Here is a 20,788-nt window from a genome sequence, read left to right as displayed (position 1 = left end):
CCGCGCACCGCCTAGTGAGGGGCGATGCTCGACGGCGGGGTGCGTAGCCAAGGGGCCAACTTGAGGCGTCGCGGCGGGCACGAGATATCGCCCGACAGCCGGAAGCGGCAGGCAAAGTCGACCACGTCGCGCAAGGTCGATTCGTCGAACGGCTTGCAGACCACGCCCAGCGCGCCTGCAAAGCCCTCGGGAATCTGCTCGGGGTTGGCGGTCATGAAGACCACAGCCACGCCGTGGTGCTCGACCAGCTCGTGGGCGACCTGCGGCCCGGTCAGCCCATCCAGCAGATTGACGTCGACGAAGGCCAGGTCGGGCTCGTGCCGGCCCGCCAGCATGAGCGCGCTTGACTGATCCATGGCCAGGCCCACGACCTCGCAGTCGTAATCGGTCAGCATCAGTTCCAGCTCCATCGCCAGGATGGGCTGGTCCTCGACGACCATGACCTTGATGTCTTTGGGCAAGTTAAGGTTCAACAACACTACCACGCACCGCTGAACAGGGCGGCGTCACAGACCAAAGACCGCAATTGTCCGATTGCGTACACTTGGAACGCACCTGTATCGGATTGGTTCGACCTTTGCTATTCACCCGGTCGGGGCGTGTCTTTCGGGTATCAAATGGGCGTATCAGCAATCGATCCTCTGGACGGGGCGCAACCGGCGTCGACGCGTGAACTGAGGCTCATCCAGACGCTCATTTCCATCCGCTTGCGCGGCGTGACCGATCCCGAAGGGCGGCGGCACATGAACTGGGTCAGCGACCTGGTCAGCGCCATGAGCCTGATGGTTGAGCGGGGCACGCGATCCGGAGCTCCGGACTTCGGCACCTATATGGAAGAGACCCTCAGCTTCTGGACGAGGCTGTGCGAGTCGCGTGGATTGAAGCTGTCGGTGAACGGCGAGGTTCCCGCCCTGCCGGACAATCTGCACCTGCCGCTTGCCCTCGTCCTGCATGAGATCATGGGCGAGGTCGTACGGCATTACGAGCCGGGCGCGGTCGGTCAGGCCGCTGCCGTGGCGTTTGCGGCCTCCGCGACCGATATCAGCATGGTCGTCAGCGCGACGACACCGGCCGGCGACGACGCGGTCCACGCCGAGAGCATGGCCTTGGTGGAGGGGTTGGTGGCCCTGCTGGGCGGTCAGGCTACCGCCTCAGAGCCGCAACGGGGCGGGCTGACCGTGAAGGTCCACCTGCCCCTTACAGCGCGTCAGTTGCAGTAGGGCCTACTGTTCCACAATGCGCCAGGCGTTGGTCGCGAACTGCTGGGCGCTCGTGAACGCGCCGGTGCGCGAGGAATCGCTGGCGCAGACCTCGCGACGCACATCCCCCATGATCGTGCCCTCAGCCAGAGCGGTCCAGGAGCCGTCGCCGACGAAATCGTCGATCACGCTGGTCCCCGAACGATCGTAGAAGCTGGATCGGAGCGTAGCGTAGCGCAGCTGTGAGCAGTCCATGTTGATGGTCGAGACGGCGTAGTCGAACGGCACGGCGTCCGGGACCAGCGAGACCATGGCGAAGGTCACCTCGCGGCGGTTACCGTTGATGTCGATCGAACTCCAGTCGATCGCCGCCACAGCCGAGTCGGACGATGACACCGCTTCCCAGCTCTGGGCCAGAACGGGGGTGGCCCCGATGACCGCCAGGGTCGCTGCAATACCGATGGATTTGAACATGTTGGCCTCTCCCGATGAGGAGCCCAGCCTGCCTCAGGATGGGCGGGCCGTCGAGCGCGGCATCCTGATGAAATCTGATCGAGGCGGGCCCGGAGGCGGTGGCTGGGGAACTAGGACTCGAACCTAGAATGACGGTACCAAAAACCGGAGTGTTACCATTACACCATTCCCCAGCAGGGCCGGTGCGTCGCGAGACAGGCTCGCGAGAGGCGCCGAGATACGCCAAGGTCGCGGGCGATGCAACACCCCCTTTTCGCTTCTTTGCAGCGGTTTCTTCCTTCCTGAGAAATAGCCGCGATCCCGGCTTGCGGGGGCTGTCCGGCCTCGGTATAAGCCCCCTCCTCAAGTCGGAGTGTGGCTCAGCCTGGTAGAGCACTGCGTTCGGGACGCAGGGGTCGGAGGTTCGAATCCTCTCACTCCGACCATTTTATCTGCAGCGCGACCCGGGCGCTGATCGGGGGCCTTCCGGCCCCTCCCCCTCCCTACTCCTTAAATCTGCCAGCCACCTCGGCGAGGTGCCGCCCCACGGCCTCGATCGGCCGCTCGCCCAAGGCCTTCCTGCGCGCCAGCAGGTCGGGAGAGCCCGCGTCATAGTCTGCCATCAGCGTGCGCACGAAGGCACCCGAGCGGACCTCGGCCAGCACCTCGTCCATGGCCGCCTTTGACGCCTCGCCCAGCACGCGCGGCCCGGTCAGATAGGCGCCGTATTCGGCGGTGTTCGAGATCCGGCCAAAGGCCCCGGCGATGCCCTTTTCGAACATCAGATCGGTGACCAGCTTCAGCTCATAGAAGCATTCAAACCAGGCGACCTCGGGCGGATAGCCGGCCTCGACCAGCTTCGTGAAGGCGCCATCGACCAGATCCTTGACCCCGCCGCACAGCACCACCTGCTCGCCGAACAGGTCGCTCTCGCACTCGGCGGCAAAGGTGGTCTCGATAATACCCTTGCGCCCACAGCCCAGCGCCGCAGTATAGGACAGGCCCAGGGCATGGGCCTTGCCCGAGGCATCCTGATGCACGCCGAACAGGCAGAAGACCCCCTGCCCCTCTTCATAGAGGTCGCGGATACGCGGCCCGATGCCCTTCGGCGAGGCCAGAATCACATCCAGATCCGCGCGCGGCTGGACCAGACCGAACCGCACCGACAGGCCGTGGGCAAAGATCAGGGCGGCGCCCGGCTTGATGGCCGGTTCAATCTCGTCGGCCCACAGATCGCGGTGCGCCTCGTCCGAGACCATGATGGCCACGACATCGGCCCCGACCGTGGCCTCGCCGGCGGTCATGACCTCAAAGCCGTCCGCCTCGGCCACCGCCCGGGTCTTCGATCCGGCCTTCAGGCCCACGACGATGTCGGCGACCCCCGAATCGCGCAGGTTCAGCGCATGGGTCCGCCCCTGACTGCCATAGCCGATCACGGCGACGCGTTTGCCGCGGATGATGGACAGGTCACAATCACGGTCGTGGAAAACGGGCAGCGGGGTCAAAACGCAGTCCCTCCAAGGAGTAAATAAATAATGGCCCCGGCGCGCCCGAAACCGGAATCCCGGCCGGCGATCCTCGTCGTCAGTGAGCCGTCATCAACTTCAAGCGTCCAGCGCGTGTTATCGGATGAGGTGACATGGGCAAACTCTGAAACGAACGGCTCACGAGCGAGGCAAGGGTCGGAAACGAGTTCGTCCATGCGCCGAGATGCCTCGGAGTCCAGAGTGCGTTGATCGCGCCTGACAGTGCCATCGTCGTAGCGTTGCACGTAGTCTACCCGCCAACTCCCATCCGGGAAGCGTACGGCAACGGTGCTTTCGGAGTGCCAGGCCCAATGTTCTGTCCGCTGGAACAGCAGGACGCTCGGCGAACCCGCAGGAAATTCGGCCACGGCCTGTCCCCTGACCGCCTCGTGCTCCTCGCGCACGGAAGCAGGCCGGATCCAAGTCTCCGGGTCCGACAACACGTCCTCAGGCACTGCCCGAGGATCGATCCAGTCATCGTCGCCGGCCCAACGGACGTCGATTGGATCCCGCTCCATAACGATCAAGGTCGGATCATCCGGGGGCGAAGGCGCGCGTCTGGGCGCAGGTATCCACAGGGCTATTCCCGCGGCAGGGCAGGCCAGATAGGCATCGGCACGAGCCCCCGCGTCCTGGCCATTAGCCGTCGAACTTGCGAACGCCAGCAGCGCTGTCGCGAGCAGCAGGCTTGAAAGCAGGTTCACTTTGAAAGGATTATGGTTGGCATGACCCAAGATGTTTCTCCCAATGACGTGATCGCCTTCTGGAAAGAGGCAGGCCCCGGCAAGTGGTTCGCCAAGGATGAGGCGTTTGATGCCGCCTTCAAGGACCGGTTTCTGGAGGCGCACATGGCCGGGGCGCGGCGCGAGCTGGACGGGTGGATGGAGACGGCCGAGGGGGCGCTGGCGCTGATCATCTTGCTGGACCAGCTGCCCCGGAATGCGTTTCGCGACACGGCGCACCAGTTCGCGACCGACCCGCTGGCGCTGAGTTTGGCCCGGGACGCCGTGGCGCGGGAGTATGATCGCGCCGTGCCCCCCGACCTGCGGAATTTCATCCTGCTGCCCTTCGAGCATTCCGAGCGGCTGGAGGACCAGGACCGGTATCTGGAACTGGCCGGGGATAACGCCGACCTGCGCAAATGGGGCGAGATCCACCGCGACATCATCGTCCGCTTCGGCCGCTTCCCGCACCGCAACGCTGCGCTGGGTCGGGAGACCACGGCCGAGGAGCAGGCGTTTCTGGATGAGGGCGGGTTCGGGGGGTAGCGCGAGTAAAATACCGTCTGAACCGTCTGAATGGTCTTGAATGGCGTTCTCCATCACCTCCCCATCCGTGATGGGGAGCTGGCGCGGCGGCGTAGCCAACGTGACGGAGGGGGCGGCGGGACGGCTTGCCATGACTGTGGGTGCGGACAGCGGCTTTGCAGGGCAAGGCAGCGCCGCCCCCTCCACCACTCCGTGGTCCCCCTCCCCATCAAGATGGGGAGGTGATGGTAAAATACCGTCTGAACAGTCTGAACCGTCTGAAATCGCGGTGCTCCAACGAGGTGGTCCCCTTCTCCCAGTGGGAGAAGGTGGCGCGTGAGCGCCGGATGAGGGTTGGCGGTGTATGTCGGCGCAAGCCGTGGCAGGGGCGGTGCGACGGCTCACGCCGAAAGATGCAGAGAGCCCCTCACCCCCTGCCCCCTCTCCCCCCGGGAGAGGGGATGTACTTTGCCGTCTGAACCGTCTGAACCGTCTGAACCGTCTGAATGGTCTGAATGGTCTGAAATCACGTCCGGGCCTTCGGTGGCTTGAGCAACCGGACAGTATGGGCGCGGCGCGGACCAGGTCGGGAAGAACGGTCCGGGAAGCGGCGAGGGTGTTGAAGGGCTTGGGCATTCGGGGACCAGCCATCCGGGCCACTGCCCCCAACCCATCGTCATCCTCGGGCTCGACCCGAGGATCGGTGTCACCCTGAACGGGTGACGGCCTGCCCGGACCGATCCTCCGATCAAGTCGGAGGATGACGGCAACGGGGGACGCACCCGCCCAGTTTTCTGTGGATGCTGATTCGGCAGACCTGCCGCCGCCCCGCGAATCGGGCAGAGTGGCGCGATGAACGCGCTCGCCCCGACCCTGACCGACCATGCCGGACCGGCGGTCGATCCCGCGCATCCCGAATATCAATATCTGAACCTGCTGCGGGACATTCTGGACAATGGCGTCCAGCGCGGGGACCGGACGGGCACGGGCACGCTGGGTGTGTTCGGGCGGCAGATCCGCTTTGATCTGTCGAAGGGGTTTCCGCTTCTGACGACCAAGAAGCTGCACACCCGGTCGATCATCGTCGAGCTGCTGTGGTTCCTGCGCGGCGAGACCAATATCCGCTGGCTGAAGGACAATGGCGTCCGCATCTGGGACGAATGGGCCGATGCCGAGGGCGAGCTGGGCCCCGTCTATGGCAAGCAGTGGCGCAGCTGGACCGCGCCCGACGGCCGGGTGATCGACCAGATCGAGAAGGTGGTCGAGAGCATCCGCGCCAATCCCAACAGCCGCCGGCACATCGTCACGGCCTGGAACCCGGCCGATGTCGACGACATGGCCCTGCCGCCCTGTCACTGCCTGTTCCAGTTCTTCGTCGCCGACGGCAAGCTGAGCTGCCAGCTGTACCAGCGCTCGGCCGACATCTTCCTCGGCGTGCCGTTCAACATCGCCAGCTATGCGCTGCTGACCCTGATGATCGCCCAGGCGACGGGACTGGAGCCCGGCGATTTCGTCCATAGTTTCGGGGACGTGCACCTGTATCTTAACCATATGGATCAGGCCGAGGAGCAGCTGTCGCGGGCGCCGCGCCCCTTCCCCACCCTGACACTGGCCCCGCGCGACGACCTGTTCGCCTATGAACTGTCGGACGTGACGCTGGAGGGGTACGACCCCTGGCCTCACATCAAGGCCGCGGTCGCGGTTTAGTTCATGGCAGATCCCAGCGCAGAACATCTGAAAGCTCTGGCCCAACTACGGTGGAACGACGCTGAAGTCCTACTCGGTGCTGGCAGGCACAGTGGCGCCTATTACCTCGCCGGTTACGTTGTTGAGTGCGGACTGAAGGCGATCATTGCATTGTCATTTCGCGCGACCGTGATTCCTTCCCCGAAATTCGTGAGTGCGATCCACACTCACAATTTGGAAGCCTTGATTGCGCTCGCGGGCCTTAAGCAGCAGCTCGATATCGCAGCTGCGGAGAATCCTGAGTTAGAGGCGAACTGGGCTTTCATAGCCGGATGGAAAGAGAGCTCTCGATATGAGACTATCGACCCGTTCACTGCCAACCGCATGATCATGGCTGTCGGTGATCCAAGGTCCGGAGTTCTGCAATGGTTGAAAACGCACTGGTAGCCGAAGACATCGAAGCGGCCGGACAGCTTGTGTCGTTTCTGGATGACCATGGCTTGGCGGTGCGCGGTGCGCTGTGGCTCTACGACAGCGACGCTGAGCGGTGGCGGTTCGTGATTGCATTCAAGGAAGCACGCAAGGACATCACCAGTTTCTATCTGGACGTTGCGAAGGCCACTTCGAAGGCAGGCACCCAGAACCTCCTCGACTTGTCTCGCGTGGACATCGTTGATCCGGACCGTTCCATCTTCGCGGCCCTGAAGGGTGTGATTGGCGTCGAAGGTAATAACCGCGTCCGCTTCAGCAGGAACCGCATCAATGGCGTCTATCTGGAAGATGCGATGATCTACAGGCTTCCAGCTTGAACCTAAAAATGGCCGACCTGCAGGCCGACGTCCTGCGCATCTCCGACATCTATGCGGCCGAGCACGGGATCGACCGTGACCGCGACTGGGCGCTGCTGAAGCTGCAGGAGGAGCTGGGCGAGCTGACGGCCGAGCATCTGCGGATGAGCGGGCGGGCGCGGGGTAAGGCGGATACGTCAAAGCTGGGCGATGAGGCGGCGGATGTGCTGGGCATGCTGCTGATCTATTGCGACAGCGCGGGCATCGATCTGGAAGCCGCCATGCAGCGGAAATGGCTGCACTGGCTTGAAAAGGCCCCCGCATGATCCGCCCTCGCCTGTCCCTCGTCGCGGCCCGGGCGCGGAATGGCGTGATCGGGATGAAGGGCGATCTGCCCTGGCGGCTGCGCGGCGATCTGCAGCGGTTCAAGGCCGTGACGATGGGCAAGCCGTGTCTGATGGGGCGGGCGACGTGGGAGAGCCTGCCGCTCAAGCCCCTGCCCGGGCGGTTGAATCTGGTGCTGACCCGCGATGAGAGCTTTGAGGCGACCGGGGCGGTCGTCTGTACCAGCCTGCCCGAGACGCTGGAGATGGCGCGGGAACAGGCGCGCGAGGACGGCGTCGACGAGATCTGCGTGATCGGCGGGGCGCAGCTGTATGAGGCGGTGCTGGACCGGGCCGACCGGCTGTACCTGACCGAGGTCGAGGCCGAGCCCGAGGGCGACACCCTGTTTCCGGCCTTTGACGAGGCGGCCTTTGTCGAGGTGGCGTCCGAGGCGCATGATGCGGGCGAGAAGGACGACCACCCCTATGTGTTTCGGGTGCTGGATCGGAGGCGGTGAGAGGGTGAGTAGTGTTAGTGAGTCGTGAGTAGAGCCGCGAACGTCTGGCTGTACTGATTTCTACTCACCACTGACCACTCACCACTCACCACTCACTATTCACCGCTTCCTAGCTGAGCGTCGCCAACGCGCTGCGTTCGAAATCCTTGAGCTCGTCGAGGCGGCCGTCGCGGATTTTCTGCACCCAGTAAGGGTCGGCCAGCAGGGCGCGTCCGACGGCGACCAGGTCAAACTCCTCGCGCTCCAGCCGGTCGATCAGGCCGTCCAGCGAAGCGGGCTTTGAGCCGGCACCGCCAAAGGCCGCGATGAACTCGCCGTCCAGTCCGACCGAGCCGACGGTGATGGTGGGCTTGCCGGTCAGCTTCTTGATCCAGCCGGCGAAATTGAGGTCCGAGCCTTCGAACTCGGGCTCCCAGAAGCGGCGCTGCGAGCCGTGGAAGACGTCGACGCCCGCCTCCGACAGCGGGGCCAGCCACTGGGCCAACTCATCGGGATCGTGGCCGTTCTTGGCGGCGAAGTCGTGCGACTTCCACTGGGAGATGCGCAGGATCAGGGCCATGTCCTCGCCGATGCCCTCGCGCACCGCCTTGACGACTTCGGCGCCGAAGCGGGCGCGGTCGGCGATGGTCGGGCCGCCCCAGCGGTCGTTGCGGTCGTTCAGGCCGCTCCAGAAGAACTGATCGATCAGATAGCCGTGGGCGCCGTGGATCTCGACCGCGTCAAAGCCCAGCTCGCGGGCGGCCTTGGCCGAGCGACCGAAGGCGGCGATGGTGTCGGCGATGTCCTCCTCGGTCATCGGCTCCAGCTTGCGGTTGCCGGGGGTGGTCATGCCGGACGGGCTGTCGACCTTGCCGAGCGGCGTCCAGTCCGCCCCCTGGCCGCGGGCCGAGCCGACGTGCCAGATTTGCGGCGCGATCAGGCCGCCGGCGGCGTGGACCTCGTCCACCACCTTCTTCCATTCGGGCAGGGCCTCGCCGTGGAAGACGGGGACATTGGCGTCATTGCGGGCGGCGGGGCGCTCGACGACCGTGCCCTCGGTGATGATCAGGCCGACATCACCCTCGGCACGCCTCCGGTAATAGCCCGCGACGTCCTCGGTCGGGATGCCTCCCGGCGAAAAGGAGCGGGTCATGGGCGCCATGACGATGCGGTTGGGCAGTTTCAGCGACTTGATCTGGAAGGGCTGGAACAGGGCATCGACGGACATGGCAGGCTCGCGGTTCGTGTGACTGGAACCGGCAAGGTGGCGATTAGCGTTGCGTTTGAAAACCCTTGGCCGCGATTTTTCTCAGGAGGCCTTGAGATTGAGGGTGTCGGCGACGGCGCGGGCCAAGTCGGTGAAGCGGCGGCCGGCCTCCCCGTCGGGGCTGTCGAGGGTCAGGGGACGGCCCGCATCGCCGGCCTGACGGACGGCGGCGTCCAGCGGGATGTCGCCGAGGACGGGGATCCCTAAGCGGGCCGCCTCGGCCGGGCCGCCTTCGGTGCCGAAGATGTCACCGCTCATGGTCTGGACCAGACCGAGGACCGGCGTGCCGACCTTTTCGAACAGCCGGTGGGCGCGGCGGGCGTCGGCGAGGGCGACCTCCTGCGGGGTAGTGACGATGATCGCGCCGTCCAGCGGGGTCTTCTGGATCAGGCTGAGGTGAACGTCGCCGGTGCCGGGCGGCAGGTCAACGACCAGCACATCGAGCGGGACCTCGGCTGTGCCCCAGCGGGTCTGGGTCAGCATCTGGGTCAGGGCCTGAGACGCCATGGGACCGCGCCAGATCATTGCGTCGGAGGCTTCGGTCAGCAGGCCGACCGACATGGCCGCAAGACCGTGCACGCGGTGCGGCTCCATCTTGCCCTCGACATACTCAGGCTTGCCCGAGATGCCGAGCATGGTCGGCAGGGACGGGCCATAGACATCGGCGTCGAGGATGCCGACGCGCAGCCCCTGTTGCGACAAGGCAATGGCCAGGTTGACGGCGACGGTCGACTTGCCGACGCCGCCCTTGCCGCTGCCGACGGCGATGACGCGGCGCACATGGTCGGGGCGGTCGGTCGGCACGGGGGCCTTGGCCCGGCCCTGATCGACGGCCGCCTTGGACAGGCCGGCGGTGCGGCGGGCGGGCGCGGGGGCGGTCTCGGCCGTCAGGATAACCGACACGCGCGTGATGCCCGGCAGGCCCTTCAGCGCCGCCTCGGCCTGATCGCGGACGGGAGCATAGCGGGCCACCTCGGCCTGATCGACCTCGAGCACAAAGCCGGCACGATCCTCGGCCACCACCAGCCCCTTGACCTTGCCGCCGTCCATCAGGCCGCCGCCGGTGACCGGATCGGTCAGGCGGTTCAGCAGATCGATGACGGCCTGTCTGTCGGGCACGGCTTGCTCCTTGGCGCGCGAGGGGGTTTACCGGGCCTTCTATCCCCCTGACCGCATCGGCGCGAGGTTCCATTTGTCCCAGGGCGAGCCTGCCAGACTGACCCTGATCGGGGGGCCGACCGCCTCGGGCAAGTCGGCGCGGGCGCTCGAGCTGGCCGAACGGACCGGGGCGGTGATCGTCAATGCCGACAGCCAGCAGCTGTATGCCGAGCTGCGCGTGCTGAGCGCCCGGCCGGATGCCGAGGAAGAGGTGCGGGCCGAGCACCGGCTGTACGGCGTGGCAGCAGGCGATGACCCCTGGTCGGTCGGGCGCTGGGTGCGGGCGGTGCAGGACTTGCTGGAAGAGCTCGACGGGCGGCCCGCGGTGCTGGTGGGCGGCACAGGCCTCTACTTTACCGCTCTGACGAAGGGGCTGGCCGACATTCCGCCGGTCCCGGGTGCCGTGCGACAGACCGTTGAGGCGGACTATGACCGGTTGGGCGAAGCGGCCTTTCGTCAGCGGTTGGCGGAGGTGGATCCCGGGGCCGCAGCCCGGATCGAGGAGAACGACCGGCAACGGTTGATCCGGGCCATGGCAGTCGCGGACCATACGGGGCGCGCCCTGTCGGATTGGCAGGCGGACACGCGGCCAGTGCTGACGCCGGGCAGCTGGACCGGACAGGTGCTGATGCCCGAGCGCGAGGCCCTTTATACGGCCTGCGACGCCCGCTGCGCGGTGATGCTGGAGCGGGGGGCGCTGGAGGAGGTGCAGGCCTTGCTGGACCGGGACCTGTCCCCTGCCCTGCCGGTGATGAAGGCCGTCGGCGTGCGCGAACTGGCCGCCCACCTACGCGGCGAGACCTCGCGCGAGGAGGCGCTGGACCAGATGCGTCAGGCCACTCGCAACTATGCCAAGCGCCAGCTGACCTGGTTCAGGAACCAGATGCCGGACTGGGACCGGGTCTGACGGCTACTCGATCATGTCCATGGTGCCGGGCTCGAACGTCACGCCTTCGAACTCGGGATAGGCCTCGCGCAGAATGTTGGCCTGGGCGGGATCGTTGACGTCCATGAGATACCAGACACCGTCGTCCTTGAAGGCGAGGTTGGGCGATACGGCCTTGATCTGAATGCCCTGGGTTTCCATCAGCATGGTGAGGTCGAGGACGACATACTGCCGGCTGCCATCCGGGGTGACGAAGGTCTGGGCCCCGGCCCGGTCGATGTCGAAGGCAAGGATGGCGACCTGGCTCATCAGCTCATCGACCATCTCCCGGCTGGCGTTCTGCGCTTCCTCGACGGTGGCCCCATAGGTGTCGGCAATCGTCTGCAGCACTTTCGGCGGCAGGAATTCTATCATGGCCGAGAACTGTCCGGCTTCGACCATGCCGTTCAGCTGATCGATCCGTGCGTCGAGGCCGGCGCGGTCGGCAGCGGACAGGGTGGCTTTCGGAGCCTCCTGCGCCAGGGCGGGCGCGGCGGCGAGGCCCGAGCCGAGTGCCAGAACCATGGCGAACATTGCAAGACGGGTGAACACGGGGACGCTCCTCGGAAAAATGAGCCCCGATGATTGCCCGACGTCCGCACCGCTGGCCAGTGCAAACGGATGACGGCATCAGGTTATTGGATTTTCATCCCTTCGCCCCTATATTGGGGGCGTCCGGGTTCGCCCGGACTATGGCGATAAAGGCGCTTGTAATAAGCGGACCGGACCCGGGTGCGATTCCCGGCGGCTCCACCATTTTCCCCCGCGTTATCGGCGGAATGTATGGGGCCGACTAGCATCGACGGACGTGTAAAGAGGATTGCTTTCGCCCGTGCTGGCCCATCGTTATCGGGCCATTTTGTAACTGCGAACGATAACTTCGCTGGGGAATACGCTGTCGCCGCGTAATGCGGTTCCGGTAATTCCAATCTAAACTCCTGGAGGTTCAGATCTTCAGGCGGGGCCTGTCGGGAGCCTGGCAACAGAATCCCGGCGCTTTCCTGCATTGAGGGCAATGCGCCCCTTTCACTGGTGGACCCACGGGGCTATCAGGAGGCGACCCTCACAGAGGCAGGCATGACCAACCCGACCCCTCCCGTCGACGAAATGCACTATGAACGCCTGGCGCAGGATGCCCTGCGCGGCGTGATTCGTGCGGCGCTGGAACGCGCGGCCCAGCCCGAGGGCCTGCCCGGCGGCCACCATTTCTACATCACCTTCCAGACCCGGGCGACCGGTGTGATGCTGCCGCCCGATGTGGTGGCCAAATATCCGGAAGAGATGACGGTCGTGCTGCAGCACCAGTATGAGGATCTGGTGGTCGACGCCGACCAGTTCAGCATCATGTTGCGCTTTGGCGGCGTGCCCAAGGCGATGACCGTGCCCTACCGCGCCATCACCCGCTTCTTCGACCCCTCGGTGCAGTTCCTGCTGCAGTTCGAGACGGTCGAGGTGATCGAGGACGAGGTCGAGGTGGCCCCGGCCGAACCCGAGGCGCCGCCCCCCTCCACCGGCGACGACGGCCCCAAGGTCGTCTCACTGGACCAGTTCCGGAAAAAATAGCTAAGGTTCGGCGGGCAAGCTGACGGAGCCCGCCATTGCCTTCACTCGCTGCCGATGCCCTGCTGATCGCGTTCGTCTACGCTGTCGCTTTCGCCCTGCTGCGTGCTTCTTACCAGCGCAGCGGAAGGGTGTGGGTCCTGCGGCATTGCATCGTGGTGCCGCACGCCCGCCGACCCTCACAGCGCGCCTATGTAGAGGGATGGGTCGGCGAGGCTGTCATCCTGACCATCGCCGCCGCAGCCAGCCTGATCATCGCCTATTTCACGCCGGACATTTCGCTGGTGGGCATCCTTGCACGCTGGTGGTGGCAGGCCCTGCTCGCCACTCTCCTCGTTGTTCTTGTCGTTCACATCTATTCGACGACCGTGACCCGGGCGGCTGTGAAGGAAGGCCGAAAGCCGGTCTACTGCAAGCGATTGCAGGCCGCCTATGCCACCTACAACTTTTACAGCGTCTGCCTGTTCGGCGTGGGGGCCATGGTCCTGCTGATGCTCGCCGCACAATACCTCAGTGACGGCGCATCCTTTCGGGCCGAGGCTCGCGTGATCTCGGACATCTTTGTCCTTGCGCGGGAGACCGCCGTCTCCGGTCCGTCACCGACCGCCGGATCGGGCGACGGCTATGTCGGCGCCATGATCCTGGCAGAGAGCGGGTTCGGCCACATCGCCCTCGCCGCCAAGCTGCTGCAGAGCCAGTTCAATCCCTTGTTCGTGTTCGCCGGCCTGCTGATTGGGATCAACATGCTGATCAACTTCACGTCTTTGAAGCATATGTTCATGGGCGAGGCGGTCGTGATGACGGCCGTCTTCACCTATGGGCCACTTGCCATCATCGGAGCCTTCGCCCTGGCTGTGTACATGGGCTCTTACGAGACCCTTCTTCAGGGTGTTCTGGACAATGTCCAGGCATTCACGCCGCCCCCCGCCACGGACGACTGGGAGTTGGCCCAGCGTCACGCGGAAATGGTTTCGGAGCTGGCCAATTCCATGAACCTGTTCGGCTTCATCCGGATGATCGCCGGCGAGGGCGGCGGATTCGCCATTCTGGCCTGGGGTGTCCAATTCGCGCTCGACAAGATTTCCGACAAGAAGGAGGCAGCTGTGCCCCTGCGTCTGCCCAATGCGCGGTTCCGGCCAAATGCGGGCTAGAGCCACTTTGGCCGCCGCGGCCGTGTTCTGCGCGGGCCTGTTTGTTCTGCATGCCTGTTCGACGACCGGGAAAGAGGGTACGTCGCGCAGCTTCCCCGCGCACCCGGAGTGGCCGCAGTCCATGGACACGATCAGCGTCATCACCTGGAACCTGGGCTACAGCGGGCTCGGTCGAGGGTCGGACTTCTTCGCCGATGGCGGGCGGTCGTGGTTGCCGCCCGGGCCGGGCACGACGCGTGAATCGGCCGGTGCAATCGCCGCTTGGCTGGGCGAGAGCGATGCCGACATTATTCTGACGCAGGAGAACGCGCGCGCCAGCGTGGTCAACTACTGGACCGATCTCAAGGGTCGCACCGACCGGGCGCTGGCTGGGTATCAGAGGCTCTTCCACGCGGACTTCCGCACCCGCTATCTGCCGCCGCCGCTCCGCATCAGTAACGGTATGGCCACCTACGCCCGTCACGGGCTGGTGCAGTCAGAGATCTGGCCCATGCCCAGTGACGGAGATCCGTACGACGGGCTGATCCGACGGCGCTACGGCGCGCTTGCTACCTATGTCGAGGGGCCCGGCGGGTGCTGGGTGTTCGTCAACCTTCATACTTCGGCCTTCGACGAGGGGGGAGCCCTGCGCAAGCGTCAGGTGGCGACGCTGCTGGAGCGGGCCGTGGCTGCACACGCCCTGGGGTATCGAGTCGTGATGGGCGGTGACTTCAACCTGCGACTGGTCGCCACGCAGTTCCCTCATACAACGGAGGATGAGTATCTGGGCTGGATCCATGACTTCGATCCCGAGGTCTTGCCCGAGGGCTGGCGTGTGGTCGCTGATGGCGCGACGCCCTCAGTGCGGACGAACGAGCGGGCCTATCAGCCGGGCGAAAACTACACGACGGTGATCGACGGCTTCGTTGTCTCCCCGGGTGTCGACGTTGTGTCCGTGGCCGGGGTCGAGCTGGGATTCCGTCACTCGGACCATCAGCCGGTGCGCGCGCGATTCAAGGCCGGCGAAGGTTTACCGCAGGCGCGCTGCGAGGGCTGATGCGACCCTCGCATTGCCGCCGGGGTAGACGGTAACCAGCCGCTTGATATGTTTCCGTTTGCAATGCACGGTGCCCGGCGAAACCATTGAAATCGCCGAAGGAGTGTAACGCGTGGATCGCAGGGCGTGGGCGTCGGACAGCCGGATGGCGTCCATTGATCCCGGTCAGACCGAGGCCAATTTCGCGGGGCGCAGGCGGGTCGTCGATGGTGTGCTGACGCCGTCCGAGGCCACTGCCCCGATCACGCCGGCCGAGTATGGCGCGCAGGACTTCATCATCGTCCCGGATTTTCTGACGCCGGCTGAGTGTGATCGCCTGCTGGAGATGTTTGATCAGGTGCATGGTCTGGTGAAGCATCGCCGGATCGGGATCGACTTCTGGGAGGGCCGCATCGTCTATATGAACGATGTGGCGGCGCACGACGCCTCGGCGGCGGAGATCATGGGCGGTTTCCAGAAACGGGCCACGGCCATGCTGGGCGAGTTCTACGCCCTGACCCGGCCGCTGTGGACCGATACGGTGCAACTGAACATCTGGGAGCAAGGCTCGTGCCTGCCGCCGCATACCGACAACAGCAACCCGGACGGCACCGCCCACAGCACGCCGTGGCGGGACTTTTCCAGCATCGTCTATCTGAACGACGACTATGAGGGCGGCGAGCTGTATTTCACCGCCAAGGACCGGGTGCTGAAGCCGCAGCGCGGCATGCTGGTGGCGTTCAGCGCCGGCTATCACCACGAGCACGGCGTACTGAAGGTGACCCAGGGCCGCCGCATCACGATGCCGGCCTTCTACACCTTCGATCAACGCAAGGCGGACGGGCACATCTATCCGGAGCTGAATGCGCCGGCGCCCGCTCCCGCCACGACCCTCACTCCGGCCCCGGTCCAGTCCCTGGCGTCTCTCCTCAGACCGCCCCAGTCCAGGCCCGCCGGAAGTCCCCTGTCCGTCCTGTCACCCGGCGGTCAGGCCCCCACCTGGCAGCCCCCCGGCAAGTGGCGTCCGCCGGGCTGAGTCGAGCGGGGATCCGGAATCAGGACCGGACGGGTTGACCGCCCGCCTTGCGCGGGGATCAATGGCGGGCAATGCTGATTGGGCCGGGGAGTTGCATCATGATCCGTCGTGTCGTCGTCACACTCATCGCCAGCCTGTCGCTGGCGGCCTGTGCCACCACTTCGGGCGGGGCGGCGACGGGCGGGGAGCCCTCGAGCGGAGCGTTTGACGGATGGGCCGCGTCGATCGTGGCGGCGGACTGGACCACCAGCCGGGGTACGCCGATCCAGGCCTTTGACAATGCGCGGCGCGATCTGGTGGCCGGCTTTCAGGAGGTCGGCTTTGCGCGGGCCGACATGGTTGACTTCGCCCTGCGCCCCGATGTGCCCAATCCGACCTCGGCCGATCAGGCGCTGAATGCCATTGGGCGCAATGCCGAACAGGCGACGCGGGGGTGTTTCCTGTATTTTACCTCGCACGGATCGCCGCGCGGGATCGTGTTCGGGCCTAATCGTCTTCTGAGCCCCGATGAGATGGCGCGCCGGGTCGACGACTGGTGCGGCACCCGCCCGACCGTCGTGATTGTCTCGGCCTGTTTCTCGGGCGTGTTCACGGACCGGCTGGCCGCGCCCAACCGGATGATCATGAGCGCGGCCCGGCGGGACCGGTCGTCGTTCGGTTGCTCGGAGGATGCCACCTACCCCTATTTCGACGGCTGTATTCTGGAAAGCCTGCCGACCGCGCCGAACTTCCTGGTCCTGGCGGATCAGGCAGCGCAATGCGTCCAGCGGCGTGAGCGGGAGGAAGGGCTCAGCCCGGCCTCGGAGCCGCAGACCTTGGTCGGCGTGGACATCGCACCGCTGCTCAGCACCATATACGCCTTCCGTCGCTGAGGCCGCCTTCGCCGCTTGCCACGACCCGTCAGGTGTGGAACATTTGCGGAACATGGAGCGAGGGAGGACGACATGCTTGAGGGCGGATGCCACTGCGGGGCGGTGCGATACAAGACAGACGGCAAGGTTGAGCATCACGCGCTTTGCCATTGTCTGGACTGCAGAAAATCGGCGGGCGCTCCGGCCGTCAGCTGGTGTCTGGTGCCGACCGACAGCCTGACGATCACGGGTGAGACCCGGGCGTACGCCTCCTCCGAACATGGGCGGCGGTCCTTCTGCGTCGCCTGCGGAACGGGCCTCTTCTATGCGAATGAGGTCATCTTCCCGGGCATGACGGATATCCAGGGGGCCACGCTGGACGATCCCGACGCCCTGCCGATTCAGGTCCAGATCCAGACGGCCGAACGCATCGGCTGGATGGCGACTCTGGACCAGATCCCGGCCTTTGACCGCTATCCGCCGATCGGGCCCGACGCCTGAGACTGACCTAACCTTGCCTCGGCCGCGTATCGGTTCCAACCTGCACCCGTGTTTTGGGAGGTCTGAATGCTGAAGCGACTTGTGCCCGTCCTTGCCGTGCTGGTTTTGGGGGGGTGTGCCTCTGATATGGAGGCTGACGATCCATTCGCCGATATGTTTGGCGGGGTTCCTGAAGATCGGGCTGCACGCGTTGCAGTCGAGGCAGCTGCCCATCCCCTTGGCACAGAGCAAAATCCCGTACGGGTCAACATGCCGGCCGGGCAAAGAGCCTATCTGTCCCGCCTTCGCTGCGCCGATGGAAAGGCCCCGACGTTCGAGCGTCTCGGCAGCGCTGGAGATGGGCCCTATGGCACCATCATGGATGGCTATCAGGTCGATTGCCCCGGCTCACAGCCGGCAACCAATGTGATCTACCTGGATATGTATCACCCCAGCCACGTCGAAACCAAAGCTCCGCCGGGGTATACGATCGTCCCTTGAGTCAGGGTCTGGGAAACACCCGGATCGTGATCCGCTCGCGTTCGCCCTCGTGCCGCTGGACCAGCAGGCGGGCGACCTGGGCATCGTCGTGGAACAGATAACCCTTGATGGCGTCCAGCAGGGCCTTGGCCAGATTGTCGAGGTCCATGTGCGGGGGCTCGCCGACATGCTCCATGTCGATCTCGACGACGTGATCACCCCATGAGGGCCGGGCACCGCGCCACTCCTTGCGCATGAACTCATAGACCAGCGGCTTGTAGTATTTGGCCTGGGTGGTCAGGCCGTCGATGGTGATCTCGACCCCCTGCCCCGTCTCCCGCGCCCGGACCTTGCCGATCCCTATCCAGTCGGCGCTCATGGACGACAGGGGGCGGGCACCTCGCCCACCACGGTCGCGGTCAGGATTTTGACCGGCGGTGTCAGCTGTTCGTCGGCGTCGGCCGGGCTGCGATGGATGTCGTGGATCACCTCCATGCCGGCGGTCACCCGGCCAAAGGCGCCAAAGCCCTGCCCGTCTGGATTGCGGGCGCCGCCATAGTCGAGCGCCGGCGCATCCTCGACCACAATGAAGAAGCTGGACGTCGCCGTATCGGGCCCGTCGCGCGCCATGGAGATGGTGCCGGCGACGTGGCTGAGGCCGGTGTCGCGCGTACGCTCCAACGGGATCGGCGAGTTCAGGTCGTCGTCAGAGCCGCGCGGCGTGGCCCCCTGAATCACGCTGATCGGGTTGGGATTGTCATTGGTCGAGGCGACCACGGTGCGAAAGAAGCTGCCGCCCTCATAGTGACCGTCGGTGACGTAGGACAGGAAGTTGCAGACGGTCAGCGGCGCCTTGTCCGTAGCCAGTTCCAGCGTGATGACCCCCCGCTCGGTCACCAGATCGACCCGCACCGGCTCACCGGTCACGGGCGCCTCGGTCGCGCACCCTGCGAGGGCCGCAGCGGCAAGGGTGATCATGGCCCGGTATCGCATCTTATCCTCCGCCCCCCGGGGTCGCTTGCCCCCCTGACACTTCGTGCTACACCCCCGCCCATTCCCGCGCCAAGCCCCTGATCCCCGCACCCGGAAATCCGCTCATGACCGATACCAACAAGCCCCGCGTCGAAACCGATACCTTTGGCCCGATCGATGTGCCCGCAAGCCGCTACTGGGGCGCCCAGGCGCAGCGCAGCCTGGGGAATTTCAAGATCGGCTGGGAGACGCAGCCCCTGCCGGTCGTGCGCGCACTGGGCATCGTCAAGAAGGCGGCGGCCGAGACCAATATGGCGCTCGGCAAGCTGGATCCGAAGCTGGGTCAGGCCATCCTCAAGGCTGCCGATGAGGTGATCGAAGGCAAGCTGAACGACCACTTCCCGCTGGTGGTCTGGCAGACCGGATCGGGCACCCAGTCCAACATGAATGCCAATGAGGTGATCTCGAACCGCGCCATCGAGATGCTGGGCGGCGAGATGGGCTCCAAGGCGCCGGTGCACCCGAACGACCATGTGAACATGAGCCAGTCGTCGAACGACACCTATCCAACGGCCATGCACATCGCCTGCGCCGAAGAGGTGGTGCACCGCCTGCTGCCGGCGCTGCAGACCCTGCACAACGCCCTGAACGACAAGGCCCAGGCGTGGAAGGACATCATCAAGATCGGCCGCACACACACCCAGGACGCCACGCCCATCACCCTCGGCCAGGAGTTCAGCGGCTATACCCAGCAGATCGCCAAGGGAATCGAGCGGATCCGGTCGACTCTGCCCGACCTGATGCAGCTGGCCCAGGGCGGCACGGCGGTCGGCACCGGCCTGTCAGCGCCCGTCGGATTCGCCGAGGGCGTGGCCGACAAGATCGCCCAGATCACCGGCCTGCCCTTCACCTCGGCCCCGAACAAGTTCGAGGCCCTGGCCGCGCACGACGCCATGGTCATGACCCATGGCGCGATCAACACGGTCGCCATGTCGTGCTTCAAGATCGCCAACGACATCCGATTCCTGGGATCAGGCCCGCGCTCGGGTCTGGGCGAGCTGGCCCTGCCGGAGAATGAGCCGGGCTCCTCGATCATGCCGGGCAAGGTCAATCCGACCCAGTGCGAGGCCCTGACCCAGGTGTGCGTCCACATCCACGGCAACAATGCCGCCATCGGCTTTGCCGGCTCGCAGGGGCATTTCGAGCTGAACGTCTACAATCCGATGATGGCCTACAACTTCCTGCAGTCGGTGCGGCTGCTGGCGGATGCGGCCGTCAGCTTTACCGACAACTGCGTGGTCGGCATCGAGCCCCGCCTCGACAACATCGAGCGCGGCCTGAAGAACTCGCTGATGCTGGTGACGCCGCTCAAGGAAAAATACGGCTATGACCTGGCCGCCAAGGTGGCCAAGACCGCGCACAAAAACGGCACCACCCTGCGCGAGGAAGCCATCGCCCTCGGCATCCCCGGCGAGGATTTCGACGCCATCGTCCGGCCCGAGACGATGATCGCCCCGGGCTGACGAGGCGTGGCGCGGCTGGATCGCCCACGCCACGACTTCGTGCTAGGATTCCGGGATGGGAAAGGCCGAGCTCAGACTCGAGATCGATCAGGCGCTGCTGGATGAGGCACGCGCGCTGAATATCGACGTCGAGGCCCTGACCGTCGAAAGTCTCAGATCCGTGCTGGACCATAAGCGTGCTGGTGTCGTTCCAGACCCCGACAAGGCCCGTCAGTGGGCCTCCGAAAACGCTGAGGCCATCGCCCTGCACCGTGACCGGATCGACCGCCACGGTGTGTTTGGCGAGGATGTCCGCACCTGGTGATCCGCCAGTTCGACATTCTGGACAATCCGGCGCCGCGATCCCGCGAGATCGCCCCCTTCGTGATGGTCGTGCAGTCCCACCTCTACGATGAGGGGCCGACGGTGCTGGTGGCCCCGCTCTTCCGCATGCCGGATGAGGCGGTCCTTACGAAGGTGACCCTGAGGGTTGTCCACGCGAATGAGGCGTTCGTGTTGATGCTCTCAGAACTGGCGGCGTTGGATCGCCGCTCGCTCGGGGCGACCCGAGGGTCGCTGGGTGACCGTGAAGACGACATCCGCCGCGCGCTGGATCGGCTGCTCACCGGCTTCTGACGCGAAAAGGCCCTGCCGACGATAGCGGGGCCTTCC

General features: G+C 65.3%; 27 protein-coding genes, 2 tRNA genes and 1 other RNA gene. 20 read left to right on the top strand and 10 right to left on the bottom strand.

Annotated features, from left to right (window positions below; translation table 11 throughout):
* Window positions 1-11: 11 nt before the first annotated feature.
* Entirely contained in the window at window positions 12-461 is a 450-nt protein-coding gene (locus EG854_RS04550; RefSeq protein ID WP_123286532.1) for a response regulator, read from the bottom strand.
* Between the two features lie 156 nt (window positions 462-617).
* Between EG854_RS04550 and EG854_RS04545 the strand changes: the two genes are divergently transcribed.
* The gene (locus EG854_RS04545; RefSeq protein ID WP_123286531.1) at window positions 618-1,220 is read left to right on the top strand and encodes a sensor histidine kinase family protein; all 603 of its coding nucleotides are present in this window, start codon (window positions 618-620) and stop codon (window positions 1,218-1,220) included.
* A 3-nt stretch (window positions 1,221-1,223) separates the two neighbouring features.
* Here EG854_RS04545 and EG854_RS04540 read toward each other — a convergent pair whose 3' ends face one another.
* Window positions 1,224-1,673: a surface-adhesin E family protein gene (locus EG854_RS04540; protein ID WP_123286530.1), complete on the bottom strand. Its 450-nt coding sequence runs from the start codon at window positions 1,671-1,673 to the stop codon at window positions 1,224-1,226.
* Between the two features lie 99 nt (window positions 1,674-1,772).
* Window positions 1,773-1,846: transfer RNA gene (locus EG854_RS04535), tRNA-Gln, on the bottom strand.
* A gap of 175 nt (window positions 1,847-2,021) precedes the next feature.
* Between EG854_RS04535 and EG854_RS04530 the strand changes: the two genes are divergently transcribed.
* A tRNA-Pro gene (locus tag EG854_RS04530) sits at window positions 2,022-2,098 on the top strand.
* 57 nt (window positions 2,099-2,155) lie between these two features.
* Here EG854_RS04530 and ilvC read toward each other — a convergent pair.
* Both ilvC and EG854_RS04520 read right to left on the bottom strand, forming a co-directional pair.
* Window positions 2,156-3,148: a ketol-acid reductoisomerase gene (gene ilvC, locus EG854_RS04525; protein ID WP_183211062.1), complete on the bottom strand. Its 993-nt coding sequence runs from the start codon at window positions 3,146-3,148 to the stop codon at window positions 2,156-2,158.
* A gap of 5 nt (window positions 3,149-3,153) precedes the next feature.
* Window positions 3,154-3,912, bottom strand: coding sequence for a hypothetical protein (locus tag EG854_RS04520; RefSeq protein ID WP_164461845.1), 759 nt, complete (start codon window positions 3,910-3,912; stop codon window positions 3,154-3,156).
* Here EG854_RS04520 and EG854_RS04515 point away from each other — a divergent pair.
* The 6 genes from EG854_RS04515 (at window position 3,904) to EG854_RS04495 (ending at window position 7,740) form a co-directional block, all read left to right on the top strand.
* Window positions 3,904-4,446 carry a DUF924 family protein gene (locus EG854_RS04515; protein ID WP_123286864.1) on the top strand — a complete coding sequence of 181 codons (543 nt, stop codon included), beginning with the start codon at window positions 3,904-3,906 and terminating at the stop codon, window positions 4,444-4,446. The genes EG854_RS04520 and EG854_RS04515 overlap by 9 nt on opposite strands.
* Before the next feature lie 831 nt (window positions 4,447-5,277).
* Entirely contained in the window at window positions 5,278-6,132 is an 855-nt protein-coding gene (locus EG854_RS04510) for a thymidylate synthase (protein ID WP_123286527.1), read from the top strand.
* 3 nt (window positions 6,133-6,135) lie between these two features.
* A complete protein-coding gene (locus tag EG854_RS13090) occupies window positions 6,136-6,558 on the top strand; it encodes a DNA-binding protein (protein WP_164461843.1) in 423 nt (140 codons plus the stop codon).
* Window positions 6,537-6,920, top strand: a complete 384-nt coding sequence (locus EG854_RS04505) for a hypothetical protein (RefSeq protein WP_123286526.1) — start codon at window positions 6,537-6,539, stop codon at window positions 6,918-6,920. The genes EG854_RS13090 and EG854_RS04505 overlap by 22 nt, the downstream gene beginning before the upstream one ends.
* An 8-nt stretch (window positions 6,921-6,928) precedes the next feature.
* On the top strand, window positions 6,929-7,225 hold the full coding sequence (locus EG854_RS04500) for a nucleoside triphosphate pyrophosphohydrolase family protein (protein WP_123286525.1): 297 nt from the start codon (window positions 6,929-6,931) through the stop codon (window positions 7,223-7,225).
* The gene (locus tag EG854_RS04495; protein ID WP_123286524.1) at window positions 7,222-7,740 is read left to right on the top strand and encodes a dihydrofolate reductase; all 519 of its coding nucleotides are present in this window, start codon (window positions 7,222-7,224) and stop codon (window positions 7,738-7,740) included. Before EG854_RS04500 ends, EG854_RS04495 begins: the two co-directional genes overlap by 4 nt.
* 109 nt (window positions 7,741-7,849) lie before the next feature.
* Here EG854_RS04495 and EG854_RS04490 read toward each other — a convergent pair whose 3' ends face one another.
* Window positions 7,850-8,947, bottom strand: a complete 1,098-nt coding sequence (locus tag EG854_RS04490) for an NADH:flavin oxidoreductase (protein ID WP_123286523.1) — start codon at window positions 8,945-8,947, stop codon at window positions 7,850-7,852.
* A gap of 81 nt (window positions 8,948-9,028) precedes the next feature.
* The gene (locus tag EG854_RS04485; RefSeq protein WP_123286522.1) at window positions 9,029-10,105 is read right to left on the bottom strand and encodes an Mrp/NBP35 family ATP-binding protein; all 1,077 of its coding nucleotides are present in this window, start codon (window positions 10,103-10,105) and stop codon (window positions 9,029-9,031) included.
* Between EG854_RS04485 and miaA the strand changes: the two genes are divergently transcribed.
* A complete protein-coding gene (miaA, locus tag EG854_RS04480) occupies window positions 10,083-11,051 on the top strand; it encodes a tRNA (adenosine(37)-N6)-dimethylallyltransferase MiaA (protein ID WP_123286862.1) in 969 nt (322 codons plus the stop codon). The two genes, EG854_RS04485 and miaA, sit on opposite strands and share 23 nt — an antisense overlap.
* 3 nt (window positions 11,052-11,054) lie before the next feature.
* Here miaA and EG854_RS04475 read toward each other — a convergent pair whose 3' ends face one another.
* Entirely contained in the window at window positions 11,055-11,621 is a 567-nt protein-coding gene (locus EG854_RS04475) for a hypothetical protein (protein ID WP_164461841.1), read from the bottom strand.
* A gap of 82 nt (window positions 11,622-11,703) precedes the next feature.
* Between EG854_RS04475 and ssrA the strand changes: the two genes are divergently transcribed.
* The 8 genes from ssrA to EG854_RS13085 all read left to right on the top strand — a co-directional run bounded on the left by ssrA (window position 11,704) and on the right by EG854_RS13085 (window position 17,663).
* Window positions 11,704-12,067, top strand: a transfer-messenger RNA (tmRNA) gene (ssrA, locus tag EG854_RS04470).
* 79 nt (window positions 12,068-12,146) lie between these two features.
* Complete coding sequence (locus EG854_RS04465; protein WP_123286520.1) at window positions 12,147-12,632, top strand: SspB family protein; 486 nt, start codon at window positions 12,147-12,149, stop codon at window positions 12,630-12,632.
* A 35-nt stretch (window positions 12,633-12,667) separates the two neighbouring features.
* Window positions 12,668-13,780 carry a hypothetical protein gene (locus EG854_RS04460; protein ID WP_123286519.1) on the top strand — a complete coding sequence of 371 codons (1,113 nt, stop codon included), beginning with the start codon at window positions 12,668-12,670 and terminating at the stop codon, window positions 13,778-13,780.
* Between the two features lie 121 nt (window positions 13,781-13,901).
* Window positions 13,902-14,816 carry an endonuclease/exonuclease/phosphatase family protein gene (locus EG854_RS04455; protein WP_164461839.1) on the top strand — a complete coding sequence of 305 codons (915 nt, stop codon included), beginning with the start codon at window positions 13,902-13,904 and terminating at the stop codon, window positions 14,814-14,816.
* Window positions 14,817-14,928: 112 nt separating this feature from the next.
* Entirely contained in the window at window positions 14,929-15,831 is a 903-nt protein-coding gene (locus tag EG854_RS04450) for a prolyl hydroxylase family protein (protein ID WP_164461837.1), read from the top strand.
* Window positions 15,832-15,929: 98 nt separating this feature from the next.
* The gene (locus EG854_RS04445; protein WP_164461835.1) at window positions 15,930-16,703 is read left to right on the top strand and encodes a C13 family peptidase; all 774 of its coding nucleotides are present in this window, start codon (window positions 15,930-15,932) and stop codon (window positions 16,701-16,703) included.
* A 72-nt stretch (window positions 16,704-16,775) separates the two neighbouring features.
* Entirely contained in the window at window positions 16,776-17,183 is a 408-nt protein-coding gene (locus tag EG854_RS04440; protein ID WP_123286515.1) for a GFA family protein, read from the top strand.
* A 66-nt stretch (window positions 17,184-17,249) separates the two neighbouring features.
* A complete protein-coding gene (locus EG854_RS13085; protein WP_164461833.1) occupies window positions 17,250-17,663 on the top strand; it encodes a hypothetical protein in 414 nt (137 codons plus the stop codon).
* A 1-nt stretch (window position 17,664) separates the two neighbouring features.
* On the opposite strand, the gene EG854_RS04430 is transcribed toward EG854_RS13085, so the two are convergent.
* Together EG854_RS04430 and EG854_RS04425 are read right to left on the bottom strand one after the other, a co-directional pair.
* Window positions 17,665-18,021 (bottom strand): RusA family crossover junction endodeoxyribonuclease, encoded by a 357-nt coding sequence (locus EG854_RS04430; protein ID WP_123286513.1) that lies wholly within the window; start codon window positions 18,019-18,021, stop codon window positions 17,665-17,667.
* Window positions 18,018-18,620, bottom strand: a complete 603-nt coding sequence (locus EG854_RS04425; RefSeq protein WP_123286512.1) for a peptidylprolyl isomerase — start codon at window positions 18,618-18,620, stop codon at window positions 18,018-18,020. Before EG854_RS04425 ends, EG854_RS04430 begins: the two co-directional genes overlap by 4 nt.
* Before the next feature lie 119 nt (window positions 18,621-18,739).
* Here EG854_RS04425 and fumC point away from each other — a divergent pair, with 119 nt between their 5' ends.
* The 3 genes from fumC to EG854_RS04410 are packed head-to-tail and all read left to right on the top strand — an operon-like array spanning window position 18,740 to window position 20,752.
* Window positions 18,740-20,137, top strand: coding sequence for a class II fumarate hydratase (gene fumC, locus EG854_RS04420; RefSeq protein ID WP_123286511.1), 1,398 nt, complete (start codon window positions 18,740-18,742; stop codon window positions 20,135-20,137).
* A 55-nt stretch (window positions 20,138-20,192) separates the two neighbouring features.
* The gene (locus EG854_RS04415) at window positions 20,193-20,441 is read left to right on the top strand and encodes a type II toxin-antitoxin system CcdA family antitoxin (RefSeq protein WP_123286510.1); all 249 of its coding nucleotides are present in this window, start codon (window positions 20,193-20,195) and stop codon (window positions 20,439-20,441) included.
* Entirely contained in the window at window positions 20,438-20,752 is a 315-nt protein-coding gene (locus tag EG854_RS04410) for a CcdB family protein (protein WP_164461831.1), read from the top strand. Before EG854_RS04415 ends, EG854_RS04410 begins: the two co-directional genes overlap by 4 nt.
* Window positions 20,753-20,788 lie beyond the last annotated feature (36 nt).

Source organism: Brevundimonas halotolerans, from assembly GCF_003730275.1.
Lineage (GTDB): Bacteria > Pseudomonadota > Alphaproteobacteria > Caulobacterales > Caulobacteraceae > Brevundimonas > Brevundimonas halotolerans.
This window is presented reverse-complemented; position numbering and strand designations above follow the sequence as displayed.

Excerpts from the sequence above, each read along its gene's own strand:
- EG854_RS04495 (WP_123286524.1), top strand. The coding sequence starts at position 7,222 with ATGATCCGCCCTCGCCTGTCCCTCGTCGCGGCCCGGGCGCGGAATGGC.
- EG854_RS04500 (WP_123286525.1), top strand. The coding sequence starts at position 6,929 with ATGGCCGACCTGCAGGCCGACGTCCTGCGCATCTCCGACATCTATGCG.
- EG854_RS04465 (WP_123286520.1), top strand. The coding sequence starts at position 12,147 with ATGACCAACCCGACCCCTCCCGTCGACGAAATGCACTATGAACGCCTG.
- miaA (WP_123286862.1), top strand. The coding sequence starts at position 10,083 with ATGACGGCCTGTCTGTCGGGCACGGCTTGCTCCTTGGCGCGCGAGGGG.
- EG854_RS04515 (WP_123286864.1), top strand. The coding sequence starts at position 3,904 with ATGACCCAAGATGTTTCTCCCAATGACGTGATCGCCTTCTGGAAAGAG.
- EG854_RS04510 (WP_123286527.1), top strand. The coding sequence starts at position 5,278 with ATGAACGCGCTCGCCCCGACCCTGACCGACCATGCCGGACCGGCGGTC.
- fumC (WP_123286511.1), top strand. The coding sequence starts at position 18,740 with ATGACCGATACCAACAAGCCCCGCGTCGAAACCGATACCTTTGGCCCG.
- EG854_RS04440 (WP_123286515.1), top strand. The coding sequence starts at position 16,776 with ATGCTTGAGGGCGGATGCCACTGCGGGGCGGTGCGATACAAGACAGAC.
- EG854_RS04545 (WP_123286531.1), top strand. The coding sequence starts at position 618 with ATGGGCGTATCAGCAATCGATCCTCTGGACGGGGCGCAACCGGCGTCG.
- EG854_RS13085 (WP_164461833.1), top strand. The coding sequence starts at position 17,250 with ATGCTGAAGCGACTTGTGCCCGTCCTTGCCGTGCTGGTTTTGGGGGGG.
- EG854_RS04540 (WP_123286530.1), bottom strand. The coding sequence starts at position 1,673 with ATGTTCAAATCCATCGGTATTGCAGCGACCCTGGCGGTCATCGGGGCC.
- EG854_RS04430 (WP_123286513.1), bottom strand. The coding sequence starts at position 18,021 with ATGAGCGCCGACTGGATAGGGATCGGCAAGGTCCGGGCGCGGGAGACG.
- EG854_RS04455 (WP_164461839.1), top strand. The coding sequence starts at position 13,902 with ATGGACACGATCAGCGTCATCACCTGGAACCTGGGCTACAGCGGGCTC.
- EG854_RS04415 (WP_123286510.1), top strand. The coding sequence starts at position 20,193 with ATGGGAAAGGCCGAGCTCAGACTCGAGATCGATCAGGCGCTGCTGGAT.
- EG854_RS04445 (WP_164461835.1), top strand. The coding sequence starts at position 15,930 with ATGATCCGTCGTGTCGTCGTCACACTCATCGCCAGCCTGTCGCTGGCG.
- EG854_RS04425 (WP_123286512.1), bottom strand. The coding sequence starts at position 18,620 with ATGATCACCCTTGCCGCTGCGGCCCTCGCAGGGTGCGCGACCGAGGCG.
- EG854_RS04505 (WP_123286526.1), top strand. The coding sequence starts at position 6,537 with ATGGTTGAAAACGCACTGGTAGCCGAAGACATCGAAGCGGCCGGACAG.
- EG854_RS04490 (WP_123286523.1), bottom strand. The coding sequence starts at position 8,947 with ATGTCCGTCGATGCCCTGTTCCAGCCCTTCCAGATCAAGTCGCTGAAA.
- EG854_RS13090 (WP_164461843.1), top strand. The coding sequence starts at position 6,136 with ATGGCAGATCCCAGCGCAGAACATCTGAAAGCTCTGGCCCAACTACGG.